The organism is Paraburkholderia phymatum (assembly GCF_038900715.1).
Taxonomy (GTDB): Bacteria; Pseudomonadota; Gammaproteobacteria; order Burkholderiales; family Burkholderiaceae; genus Paraburkholderia; species Paraburkholderia phymatum_A.
Window position 1 is genome coordinate 39,126 of record NZ_JAYMRZ010000009.1, and the last position, 14,410, is coordinate 53,535.

At 64.5% G+C, this 14,410-nt stretch carries 15 protein-coding genes and 1 tRNA gene; 8 read left to right on the forward strand and 8 right to left on the reverse strand.

What is annotated here, in order from left to right; all coding sequences use genetic code 11:
- Positions 1–13: 13 nt before the first annotated feature.
- A tRNA-Ser gene (locus tag VSR68_RS17920) sits at positions 14–104 on the forward strand.
- Between the two features lie 93 nt (positions 105–197).
- On the opposite strand, the gene VSR68_RS17925 is transcribed toward VSR68_RS17920, so the two are convergent.
- Positions 198–359 carry a hypothetical protein gene (locus tag VSR68_RS17925; protein WP_342941120.1) on the reverse strand — a complete coding sequence of 54 codons (162 nt, stop codon included), beginning with the start codon at positions 357–359 and terminating at the stop codon, positions 198–200.
- A gap of 199 nt (positions 360–558) precedes the next feature.
- Here VSR68_RS17925 and VSR68_RS17930 point away from each other — a divergent pair, with 199 nt between their 5' ends.
- On the forward strand, positions 559–930 hold the full coding sequence (locus VSR68_RS17930; protein ID WP_090861544.1) for a DUF2591 domain-containing protein: 372 nt from the start codon (positions 559–561) through the stop codon (positions 928–930).
- A gap of 18 nt (positions 931–948) precedes the next feature.
- Here the strand turns inward: VSR68_RS17930 and VSR68_RS17935 are convergent, their stop codons facing one another.
- Entirely contained in the window at positions 949–1,221 is a 273-nt protein-coding gene (locus tag VSR68_RS17935) for a hypothetical protein (protein ID WP_090861546.1), read from the reverse strand.
- A gap of 478 nt (positions 1,222–1,699) precedes the next feature.
- Here VSR68_RS17935 and VSR68_RS17940 point away from each other — a divergent pair, with 478 nt between their 5' ends.
- On the forward strand, positions 1,700–3,340 hold the full coding sequence (locus VSR68_RS17940; RefSeq protein ID WP_342941121.1) for an acyl-CoA synthetase: 1,641 nt from the start codon (positions 1,700–1,702) through the stop codon (positions 3,338–3,340).
- A gap of 42 nt (positions 3,341–3,382) precedes the next feature.
- On the opposite strand, the gene VSR68_RS17945 is transcribed toward VSR68_RS17940, so the two are convergent.
- Positions 3,383–3,925, reverse strand: a complete 543-nt coding sequence (locus tag VSR68_RS17945) for an Lrp/AsnC family transcriptional regulator (RefSeq protein ID WP_342941122.1) — start codon at positions 3,923–3,925, stop codon at positions 3,383–3,385.
- Between the two features lie 174 nt (positions 3,926–4,099).
- Between VSR68_RS17945 and mdeB the strand changes: the two genes are divergently transcribed.
- Positions 4,100–6,814, forward strand: coding sequence for an alpha-ketoglutarate dehydrogenase (mdeB, locus tag VSR68_RS17950; RefSeq protein WP_342941123.1), 2,715 nt, complete (start codon positions 4,100–4,102; stop codon positions 6,812–6,814).
- A gap of 37 nt (positions 6,815–6,851) precedes the next feature.
- Here the strand turns inward: mdeB and VSR68_RS17955 are convergent, their stop codons facing one another.
- Positions 6,852–7,238, reverse strand: coding sequence for an SgcJ/EcaC family oxidoreductase (locus VSR68_RS17955; RefSeq protein ID WP_342941124.1), 387 nt, complete (start codon positions 7,236–7,238; stop codon positions 6,852–6,854).
- Between the two features lie 71 nt (positions 7,239–7,309).
- Complete coding sequence (locus VSR68_RS17960) at positions 7,310–8,260, reverse strand: EamA family transporter (protein WP_342941125.1); 951 nt, start codon at positions 8,258–8,260, stop codon at positions 7,310–7,312.
- A gap of 100 nt (positions 8,261–8,360) precedes the next feature.
- Here VSR68_RS17960 and VSR68_RS17965 point away from each other — a divergent pair, with 100 nt between their 5' ends.
- Both VSR68_RS17965 and VSR68_RS17970 read left to right on the forward strand, forming a co-directional pair.
- Complete coding sequence (locus tag VSR68_RS17965) at positions 8,361–9,278, forward strand: LysR substrate-binding domain-containing protein (RefSeq protein ID WP_342941126.1); 918 nt, start codon at positions 8,361–8,363, stop codon at positions 9,276–9,278.
- Positions 9,279–9,554: 276 nt separating this feature from the next.
- Positions 9,555–9,758: a hypothetical protein gene (locus VSR68_RS17970; RefSeq protein WP_342941127.1), complete on the forward strand. Its 204-nt coding sequence runs from the start codon at positions 9,555–9,557 to the stop codon at positions 9,756–9,758.
- 240 nt (positions 9,759–9,998) lie between these two features.
- Here VSR68_RS17970 and VSR68_RS17975 read toward each other — a convergent pair whose 3' ends face one another.
- Complete coding sequence (locus VSR68_RS17975; RefSeq protein WP_028368672.1) at positions 9,999–10,160, reverse strand: DUF1328 domain-containing protein; 162 nt, start codon at positions 10,158–10,160, stop codon at positions 9,999–10,001.
- A 162-nt stretch (positions 10,161–10,322) separates the two neighbouring features.
- Here VSR68_RS17975 and VSR68_RS17980 point away from each other — a divergent pair, with 162 nt between their 5' ends.
- Positions 10,323–11,258 (forward strand): endo alpha-1,4 polygalactosaminidase, encoded by a 936-nt coding sequence (locus tag VSR68_RS17980; RefSeq protein ID WP_342941128.1) that lies wholly within the window; start codon positions 10,323–10,325, stop codon positions 11,256–11,258.
- A gap of 45 nt (positions 11,259–11,303) precedes the next feature.
- Here VSR68_RS17980 and VSR68_RS17985 read toward each other — a convergent pair whose 3' ends face one another.
- Positions 11,304–11,927 (reverse strand): LysE/ArgO family amino acid transporter, encoded by a 624-nt coding sequence (locus tag VSR68_RS17985; protein WP_342941129.1) that lies wholly within the window; start codon positions 11,925–11,927, stop codon positions 11,304–11,306.
- Between the two features lie 97 nt (positions 11,928–12,024).
- Between VSR68_RS17985 and VSR68_RS17990 the strand changes: the two genes are divergently transcribed.
- Positions 12,025–12,918, forward strand: coding sequence for a LysR family transcriptional regulator ArgP (locus tag VSR68_RS17990; RefSeq protein ID WP_342941130.1), 894 nt, complete (start codon positions 12,025–12,027; stop codon positions 12,916–12,918).
- Between the two features lie 29 nt (positions 12,919–12,947).
- Here the strand turns inward: VSR68_RS17990 and VSR68_RS17995 are convergent, their stop codons facing one another.
- A complete protein-coding gene (locus VSR68_RS17995) occupies positions 12,948–14,300 on the reverse strand; it encodes an NAD(P)/FAD-dependent oxidoreductase (protein WP_342941131.1) in 1,353 nt (450 codons plus the stop codon).
- Between the last annotated feature and the right edge of the window lie 110 nt (positions 14,301–14,410).

Genomic DNA, 14,410 nt, shown 5'->3' on the forward strand with positions numbered 1-14,410 from the left:
GCGCGTCCCCGCCGGAGAGATGGATGAGTGGTTTAAGTCGCACGCCTGGAAAGCGTGTATAGGTTAATAGCCTATCGGGGGTTCGAATCCCCCTCTCTCCGCCAGGACACCAAATGAATACGGGCCATTCGGCCCGTTTTTCGTTTCTGCCCGCCAAGGAACCCGCCGCACACAAAACAGCGCTTGTGCCCGGGTCATCAGTGCCTGTGGTGCATCAGATCGACGTAGTGCGTATCGAGCCAACGGGTTCCCCGTCCGTGGCCGGGCTTGCCGTGGTAATGCGCGACGATCCACAGTACAACGCCGACGATTGCCATTACGACGGGCCCTAGCAAGTACGCCATCAACGTTTCATTCACGGCGTGCCCTCCATCATGTCGTGGCCGAACTTACATTCTAGGCGACTGATTGGGAGAATGCTTGCCGTGCCCATTGCATCGCGAGCGTCCCTCAGCGGCGGTAGGGCCGCCCCGCAATTCGCAGCGTCACAAATCCCAACACGAACTTGATGCACAATCGATGCTGGTTCGCCACACACGATCTCCACGAGGAGCAAAGATGAGAGTTTCGGATCTGGAAGGCGCGTTGCTCGATTACTGGGTCGCGCGAGCGGACAATCTGCCGAAGCCGCGCGTCGACGATGGCTTTTGCTGGATCGAAGAACCGGCTTGCGACGGCGACCCGGAAGGGGCGCTCGAAGCCGCTTTCGCGCCGTCGACGGATTGGGCCCAGTGCGGCCCGATTATCGAGCGGGCCAGGATTCATCTCGTGCCGGCCGCGGCGGGCGAGCAGGCGACATGGACGGGCTCGGTCCCCGCAGGCACGGGCACGATCGAACAGACGGGCGCCACGCCATTGATCGCCGCGATGCGCGCGTTCGTCGCGAGTCATTTCGGCGATACCGTCGCGGATCAATCGAATACGGCCTGATCGCCGTTCATCGCTTCGTCAGAAGCACTCGAACACAACTTCGACACTCTGATTGCCCGCGCTGCGCACGCCGTTCGTATGGATTTCGACGGTGTGCATCTGCATGTTCTGGTCGCGGCAATAGGCCTTCGCGTGCTTGAGCCCTGCGTTGCGGATGCTGTTCCACGATGCCAGGCTGGTGCGTCCGCGACTCGTGACCGAGAGATAGCCATTCTGCTTCTTGTCCACGCTCGATACCGCGGTGCATGCCGCGAGCACGCCAATCCCCGCGAGCAGAATGCACTTCTTCATAGTCCTCCCCTGGTTGGCGCATTGTGGCGGCCGATGCCCATAACAAGCAATCGAAAAAAATCCTGGTCTGACTCGGGGCGCCTGTGCGAACCACGCATCGCATCCATGTTATTGCATCGTGCTTCCGATGCCGGGCGCGGCAGGCAGATTGCGCTTTATAGAGCGCGAAACAAGAATTGAGCAAAGCTCAGGAACTCGCGCTCCATGATTGTCATCATCGCTCGACAACTTCGAAATGATTCGCAGAAAAAGGCCGATTGTTCTATCCGTTGCTTGACGCGAAAGATGAGATAAACTCAAATAAAGACGCGCGTTCCCTGCGAGCTCGCAATACGCAACCTGTGCGCGATTCAATGTTCGACATCGAGATCCATGAGCCGACGCGTTGTGCGGGCCATTCGCGTCGCACGCGGAGTAGCATGACATCGAGCGCATTGCCGCACGTACCGCACGTATAAGCAACATTCAGGAGACACTGATGCTTCCCGCCGCTGACACATACGACGGTCTCATCGCCGCATTCGAATGGCGCATTCCACAGCAATACAACATCGGCGTCGACGCGTGCGACAAGTGGGCTGACGGCAGCGGCCGTCTCGCGCTGATCTGCGAGACGCGCGAAGGGCACACGACGCGCTACACGTTCGACGAACTGAAGTCGCTGTCGGATCGCTTCGCGAATGCGCTGCGGCAAAGTGGCGTGAAGAAGGGAGACCGTGTCGGCATTTTTCTCGCGCAATCGGTCGAGACGGCCATCGCGCACCTTGCCGTCTACAAATGCGGCGCGATCGCCGTGCCGCTCTTCGCGCTGTTCGGGCCCGATGCGCTTCAATACCGCTTGTCGGATAGCGGCGCGCTCGCGCTCGTCACGGACCTGAGCGGCGCGCAGAAAATCGCCTCGGTGCGCGCGGCATTGCCCGAGCTGCGCACGATCTTCTGCGTCGATGCCGACCATGCCGATCCCGCATCGCAGGTCGAATCGTTCTGGACCGTGCTCAACGATGCGCCGCCCGTCTTCAACGCGGAGACGACGTCCGCGGACGATCCCGCCGTCATCATCTACACGTCCGGCACGACGGGCAAGCCGAAGGGCGCGCTGCATGCGCACCGCGTGCTGCTCGGCCATCTGCCCGGCGTCGAGATGCCGCAAGCGTTTTTCCCCGCCGATGCGCGGCTGATGTGGACGCCCGCCGACTGGGCGTGGATCGGCGGTCTCTTCGATGTGCTGCTTCCGGCATGGCATCACGGCGTGGCCGTGCTCGCGCGGCGCTTCGAGAAGTTCGACGGCGAAGCGGCCTTCGACCTGATGCAGCGTCATGCCGTCACGCACACGTTCCTGCCGCCCACCGCACTGAAGATGATGCGCGCCGTCGAGCGTCCGGAGCGATGGACGCTCTCGCTGCGTGCCGTCGCGAGCGGCGGCGAGTCGCTCGGCGCGGAGCTGATCGACTGGGGGCGGCGCGCACTCGGCGTGACGATCAACGAGTTCTATGGGCAGACGGAGTGCAACGTCGTGGTGTCGTCGTGCGCGACGCTGTTCGAGCCGCGTCCCGGCTCGATCGGCAAGGTGGTCCCCGGGCATCGCGTCGCGATCGTCGACGACGCGGGGCAGACCGTCCCGCGCGGCGAGCCCGGCAACATTGCGATTCGCGCGCCAGACCCAGTGATGTTTCTCGGCTACTGGCGCAACGAGCCGGCCACGCGCGACAAGTTTCGCGGCGACTGGCTGCTGACGGGCGACATGGGCCTGATGGACGCGGACGGTTTCATCCGCTTCGTCGGCCGCGACGACGACGTGATCACGAGCGCCGGCTACCGGATCGGCCCCGCGCCGATCGAAGACTGCCTGCTGCGTCATCCCGCCGTGCGGATGGCGGCCGTGGTCGGCGCGCCCGACGTGCAGCGCACCGAAATCGTCACCGCCTTCGTCGTGCTGAATCCCGGCTACGAACCCGGCGATCTGCTCGTGCGGACCTTGCAGGAGCACGTGAAGACGCACCTCGCTGCGCATGAGTATCCGCGCGCGATTCATTTCGTCGAAGCGCTGCCGATGACGGCGACGGGCAAAGTGATCCGCCGCGAACTGCGCGAGCGCGTTTCGCCGCCGCAGCAGCGCTGAGTCCGCGCGGGCAAGCGGCGCGCGAGCGGACCTAAGCCTTCTTTAAGCCCATTCGCGCGGCACGTCGTCATCGGCGGCGAGCGTGAGGCCCGCGACAGGCAGCGGCAACGCCGTCTTGTAGCGCACCTGCTTGAGCGCGAAGCTCGATCGGATGTTCGACACGCCGGGAATCTTCGTGAGCCACTGCACGATGAAGCGTTCGAGGCTCTGCATGTCGGGCACGACGACGCGCAGCAGATAGTCGGCGTCGCCCGTCATCAGATAGCACTCCATCACCTCGGGCCGCTCGCCGACTTCCTGTTCGAAGCGGCGCAGCGCGTCTTCGACCTGTTTTTCGAGGCTCACCTGAATGAACACGTTGATGCGCAGCCCGAGCGCCTCGGCATCGAGCAGCGTGACCTGCTGACGAAACAGCCCCAGCTTTTCGAGCGCGCGCACGCGGTTGAAGCAGGGCGTCGGCGACAGGTTCACGGCACGCGCCAGTTCCGCGTTCGTGATGCGCGCATTCTGCTGCAGCTGCCGGAGAATCGCGATGTCGATACGGTCGAGCCGCCGCGCGGTGGTGGATCTGGCTTCGGATGTCATAGTGTAAACATTCCATGTGAGGCCGAATTTCAGGAATAAATACACTATCTGAAAGCGCGAGAGCAAGCAAAAGAGACGCACATTTTGTCGCTGCATGGGTAAGCTGATTCGACATTCCGCTGCTTTTCACGTCTTTTCACGCCTTTCACGCCTCTCTTCTGCCGGAGTCGCGCCATGACCGATTTATCGAGCGGTGCTCAACCCGTTCAAGCCCTCACTCAAGCTCGCGTCGACAGCGACCCGCAGGAAACGGCCGAATGGCTCGCCGCGCTGGATGGCGTCGTCCAGCATGTCGGCATCGAGCGCGCGCAGTATCTGTTCGACCGGCTCGCCGCGCATGCGCTGTCGAACGGCGTGGCGTCGGCGCGCGTGAGCGTCACGCCATACGCGAACACGATTCCCGTCGATCGGCAGCCTCCCTATCCCGGCGATCTCGACACGGAAGAACGGCTGGCCGCCGCATTGCGCTGGAACGCGCTCGCGATGGTCGTGCGCGCCAATCGCGCGTACGGCGAGCTGGGCGGCCATATCGCGAGCTATGCATCGGCGGCCGATCTGTTCGAAGTCGGCTTCAATCATTTCTTTCGCGGCCCGGACGATGCGCGCGGCGGCGATCTCGTCTACTTCCAGCCGCATTCGTCGCCGGGCGTGTATGCGCGCGCGTTTCTCGAAGGCTTCTTGAGCGAGACGCATCTTGAGCACTACCGGCGCGAGATCGCCGGGCCGGGGCTGTGTTCGTATCCGCATCCGTGGTTGATGCCGGACTTCTGGCAGTTCCCGACGGGCTCGATGGGCATCGGGCCCATCAACGCGATCTACCAGGCGCGCTTCATGCGCTATCTGCAGAATCGCGGCCTGCTGAAGACGGAAGGCCGCAAGGTGTGGGGCTTTTTCGGCGACGGCGAGATGGACGAGCCCGAATCGATCGGTGCGCTGTCGCTGGCGGCGCGCGAACGGCTCGACAATCTCGTGTTCGTGATCAACTGCAATCTGCAGCGGCTCGATGGTCCCGTCCGCAGCAACGGCCGCATCATCGACGAGCTCGAAGCGCAATTCACGGGCGCGGGCTGGAACGTGATCAAGGTGCTGTGGGGCTCGGACTGGGATGCCCTCTTCGCGCGCGATCGCACGGGCGCGTTGCTGCGCGCGTTCGCGCATACCGTCGACGGACAGTTCCAGACCTTCTCGGCCAACGACGGCGCCTACAACCGAGAGCGCTTCTTCGGCCAGAACCCGGAGCTTGCCTCGCTCGCCGCGCATCTGAGCAACGACGACATCGACCGTCTGCGGCGCGGCGGCCACGACGTGCGCAAGCTGCATGCAGCGTATGACCGCGCATCGAAGCACGGCGGCCAGCCGACCGTGATTCTCGCGAAGACGATGAAGGGCTTCGGCATGGGCTCGATCGGCCAGGGGCGCATGACGACGCATCAGCAGAAGAAGCTCGACGTCGAGCAGCTGAAGGCGTTTCGCGATCGCTTCCGTTTGCCGCTCTCCGATGACGACGTCGAGCAGCTCAGGTTCTACAAGCCAACGCAAAACAGCCCGGAAATGCAGTACCTGCATGCGCGCCGGGCTGCCTTGGGAGGCTATCTGCCCAGAAGGCGGAGAGCCGCATCGCAGACGCCGACCGTGCCTGCGATGCCGTCCTGGGGGCAATTCGCGCTGGACGCGAACGGCAAGGACATGTCGACGACGATGGCGATCGTGCGCATGCTCGGCAGTCTCTTGAAGGACGCGTCGCTCGGGCCGCGCACCGTGCCCGTCGTTGCGGACGAGGCGCGCACGTTCGGCATGGCGAACCTGTTTCGCCAGGTCGGCATCTATTCGCCGCTCGGTCAGCTGTACGAGCCCGAAGACATGGGCTCGATGCTGTACTACCGCGAAGACACGCGCGGCCAGATACTCGAAGAGGGCATTTCGGAAGCGGGCGCGATATCGTCGTGGATCGCGGCGGCGACGTCGTACAGCGTCCACGATCTCCCGATGCTGCCGTTCTACATCTACTACTCGATGTTCGGCTTCCAGCGCATCGGCGACCTGATCTGGGCCGCCGCCGACCAGCGCGCGCGCGGCTTTCTGATCGGTGCGACGGCGGGCCGGACGACGCTCGGCGGCGAAGGCTTGCAGCACCAGGACGGCACGAGCCATCTGGCGGCATCGACGGTGCCGAACTGTCGCGCATACGATCCTGCGTTCGCATACGAGATCGCGATGATCGTCGACGAAGGCATGCGCGAGATGATCGAGCGTCAGCGCGACGTGTTCTATTACCTCACGGTCACGAACGAAAACTACGCGCAGCCCTCATTGCCAGCGACGCCCATTGATACGGTGCGCGACGGCGTGCTGAAGGGCATGTATCCGCTCGATGCGGCAGCGCTCGACACCGCGCAGGTTCAATTGCTCGGCTCAGGCGCGATACTCGGCGAGGTGCAGGCGGCGGCGCGCATGCTGAAGGACGACTGGCAGATCGACGCAGCCGTATGGAGCGTGACGAGCTTCACTGAACTGCATCGCGACGGCGTCGCATCGGAGCGTGCGGAGCGCCTGTTCGATGCCGACGACAACAAGATGCCTTATGTCACGTCGGCGCTCGCCGCATCGCGCGGCCCCGTCATCGCGGCGACCGATTACGTGCGCGCCGTGCCCGAGCTGATTCGCGCGTATGTGCCGCGCCGCTACGTGACGCTCGGCACCGACGGCTTCGGGCGCAGCGACACGCGCGCGGCCTTGCGCGCGTTCTTCGAGGTGGATCGTGTGTCGATTGCGATCGCGGCGCTGAAGTCGCTCGCCGACGACGGCGTTGTTTCGCGCGATACCGTGCGGCAAGCGCTCGGACGCTATGGCAGGCTCGACGCGGATCGGCGCGCGCCCTGGGAGAAGTGAGCCGCCGTTGCCGCGATTCGCGTAGCGGTCGTCTATGTCACTGCTGCGGCACGAGCAGATTGGCGTCGCGCGCGAGCAGCCAGCGGCCGTCGGTTTCCTTGCGCAGGATCGTCAGCGTGTTGCCGACGCGGCGCATCGGCGGCGAGCCGTCCTTCGGCGTGACCGTGACTTCAAGATGCGTGCGCAAGAACGCCCAGTCGCCGAGCACCTGAAGTTCGAGAATGTCGCTCTTGCCGTCGATGTCGATGTTCTTCTGTCCTTCGGATGCCGCCATGAACGCGGCCTTGCCGAAAGGCTTCTGGCCCGCGACCATGAACACGGCGTCGTCCGTCATCAGGCTCAGCACGGTTGCCGTGTCGCCTGCCTTGCTGGCGGCGAGCCATGTGTCGATCAGCTGGCGGATTGCGCGCTCGTCTTCGGTCATGATGCTGTCCTCGATGGTCGGATGTGATCCGTCGATTGTAGACCGTCGATGCGAAGCGTCAGCGCACCGCGTTATCTCGACGTGACGATCACGCCGACGCTCGCACTCACGACGAACAGCGTGCCCGCGAGTTGCAGCGCCGTCATCGGCTGATGCAGCACCACAAAGCCCGCGAGCGCGCCGATCGCCGGTTCGATGCTCATCAGAATGCCGAACGACGACGCGGGCATGTGCCGCAGCGCGATCATCTCCAGCGCGTAGGGCAGAAGCGGCACGAGCAGCGCGAGCCCCGCCGTCGCGGCCAGTTGCATCGATGCGATGTGCAGGCCGTGCTCGACAAGCCCGAACGGCGTCGCGACGAGCGCCGCCGCGATCAGCGACACCGACAGTCCTTCGAGCCCCTCGAAGAGCGCGCCCGTCTTCTTCATCAACACGATGTAGCTGCCCCAGCCGCACGCCGCGCCCGCCGCGAGCAGCATGCCGATCGGGTCGCCGATCCAGCCCGCGCGGTCATGCGCGAGCAGCAGCACGCCCGCGACGGCGAGCAGCGGCCACAACAGTGCGCGCAGACGCCGCACGCCGAGCGTCGCGACGGTGAGCGGGCCGAGAAAGTCGATCGCGACGGCGAGGCCGAGCGGAATGCGCTCGATCGCCGAGAAGAAGCACAACGTCATGCCCGCCATCGCGACGCCGAGCACGCCCGCCGCGACCCAGTGCGCGCGCGAGTAGCGGCGCAGCCGGGGACGCACGACGAGCGCGAGAATCGCCGCCGCCCACGCGAGCCGCAGCCAGGTCGTGCTGAATGCGCCGAATGCGTCCATCGTCGGCGCGGACAGCGCGGCGCCGAACTGCACGCACGACATCGACAGCAAGCCGAGCAGCGCGGCCACGCCGACATGCCGCTTCGGCGCGGCAGGCGTAGGCGCTGCCGTCTCAGGCGCGGCTGGCGCGGGTTCGGCCGTCGCTCGAGGCGAAGGCAACGCGTCGAATGCGGCGGGATCGGCGAGCGTCGAGTCTTTCATGGGTTCTTTTCAATGGGCGCGTAGCGGGCATGGAAGGGCGGAAGCACGACAGATCCCATCATATCGGCGAAACGAGCGTTAAGATAAGCTGATATTTCTTATGCCGCCATCACGGACGCTAATAGTGCGCGACTTCGACAGCAGTCTTCTCAGAGCCTTCGTGACGGTCGCGGAGACGGGCGGCGTCAGTGCCGCGGCTGCGCGGCTCTCGCGAACCCAGGCGGCCGTCAGCATGCAGTTGCGCCGTCTGGAGGACGACATCGGCCAGCGTCTGCTGGAGCGCACGCCGCGCGGCGTGCGCCTGACGGAGGCGGGCCATCGGCTGCTGCCCTACGCACACGCGATTCTCGGCGCGGGTGAAGATGCCCGCCGCGCGCTCGATGCGGGCGATGTGGCGGGCACCGTGCGTCTCGGCATGCTCGAAGACGTCGCGGTGGGCCGCTTGCCTCGCGCGCTGCGGCGTTTTTCGGCGGCGCATCCGCAGGTCGCGCTGGAGATCGTCGTCGATGCGAGCGCGGCGCTGTCGCAGCGTCTTGCCGACGGTGCGCTCGACGTGCTCGTCGGCGATCCGGCGATGGTCGATGCGACGCCGCTCGTCGCGTGGACGCAGCCGCTCTATTGGGTCGGCGCGCGCGGCTATGTGGCAGGGCGCGATGCGCCGCTGCCGCTCGTCGCGTTCGGCGGCACATGCCTGTGGCAGCAACACGTGATGACGATCTTGCGGCGCGCGGGCATCGCGTGGCGCGTCGTCTGCACGAGCACGAGCCTGCCCGCCGTGCAGTCGGCTGTCGAAGCAGGGCTGGGCGTATCGGTGCTGCTGGAGGGGAATATCCGCTACGAATCGATGCGCGTGCTCGGCGCCGCGGACGGCTTGCCCGAACCGCCCGCAGCTGAACTCGGCCTGTTCACGCGGAACATGGCGGGCGCGCAGAGCGCCGCCGTCGATGCATTGCAGACCTTTCTTTGCGAAGAACTGGATATCGGCCTCAGCGAGCGTTCATCGAAAGAGCGCCGCTAGCGCCGGAATGCGGCAGCGGATGCCATGCACGCGCGGCTTGCGCGAAAAGCGGCAGTTTGACGAGCGCGTGAAAGCTGTGAGGATTCCTCGTATACACAACGGTGGGCAAAAGTGGACTTGCCGACGTGTTGGTCAAGTTGTCATATTGCCCATTCATAGTCGATTCGAGGGCCGCGATGGCTTGAGCGCGTGAGCCCGCTTCAGCACATATCAATTCGACACAGCCGCGACAGCATGACGAGGTGATCCGCGCGGACGGTGCGATCGGGGAAAGGCATGAACCATCATCAGCTTGAGTCGGATCTCGAGCATCTCGAGCATGTCCTGGTGCGCATTTCCGGTGCGGAGCCCATTCCGCTTTCGTACTGGCGCAAGCGCGTGGACGACGTCAATGCGGCCGCGCGCATTCCTGCGCAGAAGAGCCGCGCGCAGAGGCTTCACGAAGCGTTGAACGCGCTGGAGTCTCGCACGGGGACTTGAGCGTTTGCCTGTTTGCGATGCGTCGCCTGGGTGCTCTCGCTGGCATCCGCGTTAGCGCCTCCTGGCGCATTGCGGATGCTCACGACCGGCAACGCGAGCCACGAAACACCCACGCAACACGAAAGGCAGCCGCAAACGGCTGCCGGCAACTATTGCAAAGCGCGGCAAAAGCGGCAAACGTGCTGCGCACAAATTGCAAGCACCACGATTAGCCGTTTGCCGGAACAAAGGCACGCGCGCTCAGCGTCTGATCACGCCCATCAGCAGTGTCACGAGGAAGATCACGATAAAAATAAAGAACAGCACCTTCGCGATCTCGGCGGCGCCGGCGGCGATGCCGCCAAATCCGAAGACGGCCGCGATAATGGCAATGACGAAAAAGATGGCAGCGTATCGAAGCATGGCAGTCTCCATCGTTGGATTGCTGGACAGGTCGATGCAGCATCGACCGATACTCGGGAACCGCGTCGGCAGCCACAGGCGCCGCCGTCACGGCATCGAGCAACACCCGTGCCCATCATGCCATCATAGGAAGCCTGGTGGCCCCTATGCAATTGGCGACTCATGACAGCCCATTTTCTCGCTCAGATCGGAGTTTCGTGGATCGTCATCGCCTGCGTGGTGATGGCGATACTGCTGCTGTCGGTTGCATGGCTGCGGCCCGCGATCACCGCGTGCAAGCGGGTTTCGGCGACGGGCATCGGGTCGGTCGCGTTCTTTTACGGCGCGAGCGTGCAGGCCGAGCAGTTCGAGCCGTTCGATACCGTCGTGCTCGAACCCGATAGCGGATTCGATCCGCTCGCGCACACAGCGCACTGTCCGAACTGGTATGCGTATGTGAGCGTCGGCGAGGTGACGAAGCAGCGCGCGTACTACGCGAAAATGCCGCCGACGTGGTTTGCAGGCCGCAACGAAGCATGGGCGTCGACGGTCGTCGATCAGACGGCGGCAGGCTGGCCCGAGTTCGTTGTCCGCGAGACCATCGGGCCGCTGTGGGAGCGTGGCTATCGCGGCTTTTTCCTCGACACGCTCGACTCGTATCAGCTCGTCGCGAAGACGGATGCGGAGCGGGCGCGGCAGCAGGCAGGGTTGATCGCGGTTTTGCGCGCATTGAAGGCGCGCTATCCACAGGCTCAGCTGATCCTGAATCGCGGCTTCGAGATTCTGCCGCGCGTCCACGATCAGGTCGCGGCCGTTGCGTGTGAATCGCTGTTCGGCCGCTGGGATCAAGCGAACCAGCGCTATGACGAAGTGCCCGGCAACGACCGAGAATGGCTGCTCGACCAGGCGCGCATGATATGCGAGCGTTACAGGCTGCCCGTCATTTCAATCGACTATTGTCCGCCGGATGACGACGCACGCCGCCGCGAGATCGCGCTGAAGATCGCCGCGCTGGGCCTCGAGCCCTATGTAACCGACGGCGCGTTGCAGACAGTGGGCGTGGGCAGCGCAGCCCTTGAAGACATCGCGCGGCCCACGAAGGTGACATTCAAACGTTGACGAGCCGGCGCGTCAGTCGACGCGATCCGGCACACGTCAGCGGCCTTAGCGCAACTGCGTGACGGCCAGCAGCAACACCATGCTGCCGATCGCGCCATCCAGCACGCGCCAGGCAGTCGCGCGCCTGAAGAGCGGCGCGAGAGCCCGCGCCCCATAGCCCAATGCAACGAACCAGACCGCGCTGACGAACATCGCGCCGATGGCGAACGCGGCGCGCGTGCCTTGCGCTTCGCGGGCGCCCGCCGTGCCGATCAGCAGAAACGTATCCAGATAGACGTGTGGATTGAGCCACGTGAACGCGAGCGTCATCAGCACGATGGACCACGTGCGCTGAACGGGCGGCGCGGTGTCGCCTTTCGAATCGGTGTCGAGCACGGCATGCCCGGGGCGCAGCGCGCGCATCAGCGCGCTGATGCCGAACCAAGCGAGATAGGCGAGCCCCACGTACAGCAGCGCGTGGATGAAAGTCGGATAACGCTCGACGAGCACCGATGCGCCGCCGACGCCCGCGCCGATCAGCAGAAAGTCCGACAGCGTGCACAGCAACACGATCTTGCCGATATGCGAGCGCATGATGCCTTGACGCAGCACGAAAGCGTTTTGCGCGCCGATAGTGACGATGAGTGACGCGCAAAGAGCGGCGCCATGTGAAAAAGCCAGCCAGTTCATGATGTTTTGATAAGGTGAGTAAGTCGCGTGGCGTCAGTGTGCCGCGACCGCTAGAATAAGAGAAGCTAATTTCCATAATGCCGATTAAGGAACGCTAATGCTCGACTATGCACTGCTGGATGCGCTCGCGGCCGTCGTGCGTCACGGCTCGTTCGATCGCGCGGCGACGGCGCTCAACGTGACGCCTTCGGCCGTCTCGCAACGCGTGAAGCTATTGGAGGAGCGTGTCGGCAGCGTGCTCGTCAAGCGCGGGCAGCCGTGCACGGCGACCACTTCGGGCGCGCTGCTGTGCCGGCATACGGAGCGCGTGCAACTGCTCGAAGCCGAACTCACGGGCCGCGTGCCCGATCTTCCAGGCGCGATGCTCGAGCCGTGGCCGACGTTGCGCGTCGCCGTGAACGACGACAGCGTGGGCACGTGGTTTATCGATGCGATTGCGGACTTCTGCGCCGAGCGCGGCATGCTGCTCGATCTGGTGATCGACGATCAGGACCATACCGCACAGCGCATCCGCGACGGCAGCGTGCAAGGGGCCGTGACGACGCAATCCGAGCCCGTGCAGGGTTGCCGTTCGACGCGGCTCGGCAGGATGCGCTATCTCGCCGTCTGCACGCCTGCGTATTTCGAGCGCTATTTCAGCGAAGGTGTCGCGCGCGATACGCTGCGTCGCGCGCCGTGCGTCGATTTCAATCCGAAGGATCAGTTGCAAAAGCGCTTCGTGCGCAAGATCACGCGCGCCGAACTCGATGCGCCGACGCACTGGATACCGCACGTCTCCGGCTTTCTGCGCGCATGCTCGACGGGGCTGGGCTGGGGCATGTGCCCGGAGCGGATGATCGCCGCGCAACTGGAAAGCGGCGAGCTGATCGACATGGCGCCGGGCAAGCATCTCGACGTCGACTTGTACTGGCAAAGCTGGCGGCTGTCGATCGGCTGGCTCGACGATTTTGGCGCGGCGCTGCGCAAGCGGTCCGCCGAGTTTCTCGACTGACCGCTTGCATTCCTTCTTCCTGGCGAGAATCAATGCAGCCGGATCACAGGGTGCACGCGGCGGCGCAGCCAATGGCTCGCCGTATCGAGCGTCATGCGCGCGAAGCCGGTGAGCGTCATCACGTGCCGGCGATAGATCAGCCGGTAGACGACGGTGGCGAACCAGCCGTCGACGAACACAGGCCGCTCGCGCAACCCGCTCAGGCTGCCGATCGTGCCGACATCGCCGAAGCCGACCAGCGTGCCCGCATCGCGATACGTGAACTCCGGCAGCGTTTCGCCGCCGACACGGTACTTCAACGCGCGAGCCAGAAACATCGCCTGCTGATGCGCGACCTGCGCACGCGGCGCGAGAAAGCCGTCCGCATCTGACGGACAGGCCGCGCAATCGCCGAGCGCGAACACGTTCGCATCCGACGTCGTTTGCAGCGTGCGATTCACGAGCACCTGTGCGTTGCGATTCACGGCAATGCCGTCGAGCGTGCGCAACACGGGCGGACCTGCGATGCCTGCCGTCCAGATCGCGATGTCGCTGGCGAGTTGCTGGCCGTCGTGCGTGCGCACGGACTCTTCGCTCACTTCGGTGACGCGCGTATTCGTGAGCACATCCACACCGAGCCCGCCGAGAATCCGCTGCGCCCGCGCAGAAATGCGTTGCGACAACGCGGGCAATACGCGATCGGTGCCTTCGATCAGCCTGATGCAAAAGTCGCGCTCCGGATCGAGTGCGAAGAGGCTATAGCGATGCATCAGACGGCTGCTGTCGCGCAGCGCGGCCGCGAGCTCGACGCCCGTCGCGCCCGCGCCGATGATGTTGATCGACACGGGCTGCACGTGCTGCGCGCCGCTCACGCGCCGCAAGTGATTTGCCCGCGTGCACGCATCGAGCAGCTTGCGGCGAAACGATTCCGCGTGCGTGACGCACTCCAGCGGCAGCGCATGTTCGGCTGCGCCTTGCACGCCGAAATAGTTGGTCACGCTGCCCATCGCGAGCACGAGCGTATCGAATGCGACGTCGCGTGCGGGCAGCACTTCGCGGCCGTCCGCATCGCGCGTCGTGCCGATCGTGATGCGGCGCTGTGCGCGATCGAGCGATTGCAGCGAGCCCTGTTCGAACTCGAAGCCATGACGCCGCGCCTGCACCGCATATTGCAGCTGATGCGTGGCGGGATCGATCTGCCCCGATGCGGCTTCGTGCAGCAACGGCTTCCAGAAGTGCGTCGGCGAGCGGTCGACGAGAACGACCTGCGCCTGTCCGCTCTTGCCGAGCGATTCGCCGAGCCGTGTCGCGAGTCCCAGTCCGCCGACGCCTCCGCCAACGATGACGATACGGTGCGGCGCGTAGTGCGTTCTGCTTGCTGTGTGTCGATCGGTCGAGGCCATGGCGTGTACTCTCCTGAACGTTTTGAATTCGATTCATGCGGCAACTTCATCATTGAGGTCGAGTATAGAATCGGGGAAATCAGCAGCACAATTTAATGTTTGTACGAAAC

What these genes read in the sequence shown, in the direction of transcription:
- VSR68_RS17975 (WP_028368672.1), bottom strand. Translation starts at nt 10,160, where the DNA reads ATGCTTCGATACGCTGCCATCTTTTTCGTCATTGCCATTATCGCGGCC.
- VSR68_RS17960 (WP_342941125.1), bottom strand. Translation starts at nt 8,260, where the DNA reads ATGAAAGACTCGACGCTCGCCGATCCCGCCGCATTCGACGCGTTGCCT.
- VSR68_RS17990 (WP_342941130.1), top strand. Translation starts at nt 12,025, where the DNA reads ATGCTCGACTATGCACTGCTGGATGCGCTCGCGGCCGTCGTGCGTCAC.
- VSR68_RS17955 (WP_342941124.1), bottom strand. Translation starts at nt 7,238, where the DNA reads ATGACCGAAGACGAGCGCGCAATCCGCCAGCTGATCGACACATGGCTC.
- VSR68_RS17945 (WP_342941122.1), bottom strand. Translation starts at nt 3,925, where the DNA reads ATGACATCCGAAGCCAGATCCACCACCGCGCGGCGGCTCGACCGTATC.
- VSR68_RS17980 (WP_342941128.1), top strand. Translation starts at nt 10,323, where the DNA reads ATGACAGCCCATTTTCTCGCTCAGATCGGAGTTTCGTGGATCGTCATC.
- VSR68_RS17985 (WP_342941129.1), bottom strand. Translation starts at nt 11,927, where the DNA reads ATGAACTGGCTGGCTTTTTCACATGGCGCCGCTCTTTGCGCGTCACTC.
- VSR68_RS17970 (WP_342941127.1), top strand. Translation starts at nt 9,555, where the DNA reads ATGAACCATCATCAGCTTGAGTCGGATCTCGAGCATCTCGAGCATGTC.
- VSR68_RS17930 (WP_090861544.1), top strand. Translation starts at nt 559, where the DNA reads ATGAGAGTTTCGGATCTGGAAGGCGCGTTGCTCGATTACTGGGTCGCG.
- VSR68_RS17940 (WP_342941121.1), top strand. Translation starts at nt 1,700, where the DNA reads ATGCTTCCCGCCGCTGACACATACGACGGTCTCATCGCCGCATTCGAA.
- VSR68_RS17995 (WP_342941131.1), bottom strand. Translation starts at nt 14,300, where the DNA reads ATGGCCTCGACCGATCGACACACAGCAAGCAGAACGCACTACGCGCCG.
- VSR68_RS17935 (WP_090861546.1), bottom strand. Translation starts at nt 1,221, where the DNA reads ATGAAGAAGTGCATTCTGCTCGCGGGGATTGGCGTGCTCGCGGCATGC.
- mdeB (WP_342941123.1), top strand. Translation starts at nt 4,100, where the DNA reads ATGACCGATTTATCGAGCGGTGCTCAACCCGTTCAAGCCCTCACTCAA.
- VSR68_RS17965 (WP_342941126.1), top strand. Translation starts at nt 8,361, where the DNA reads ATGCCGCCATCACGGACGCTAATAGTGCGCGACTTCGACAGCAGTCTT.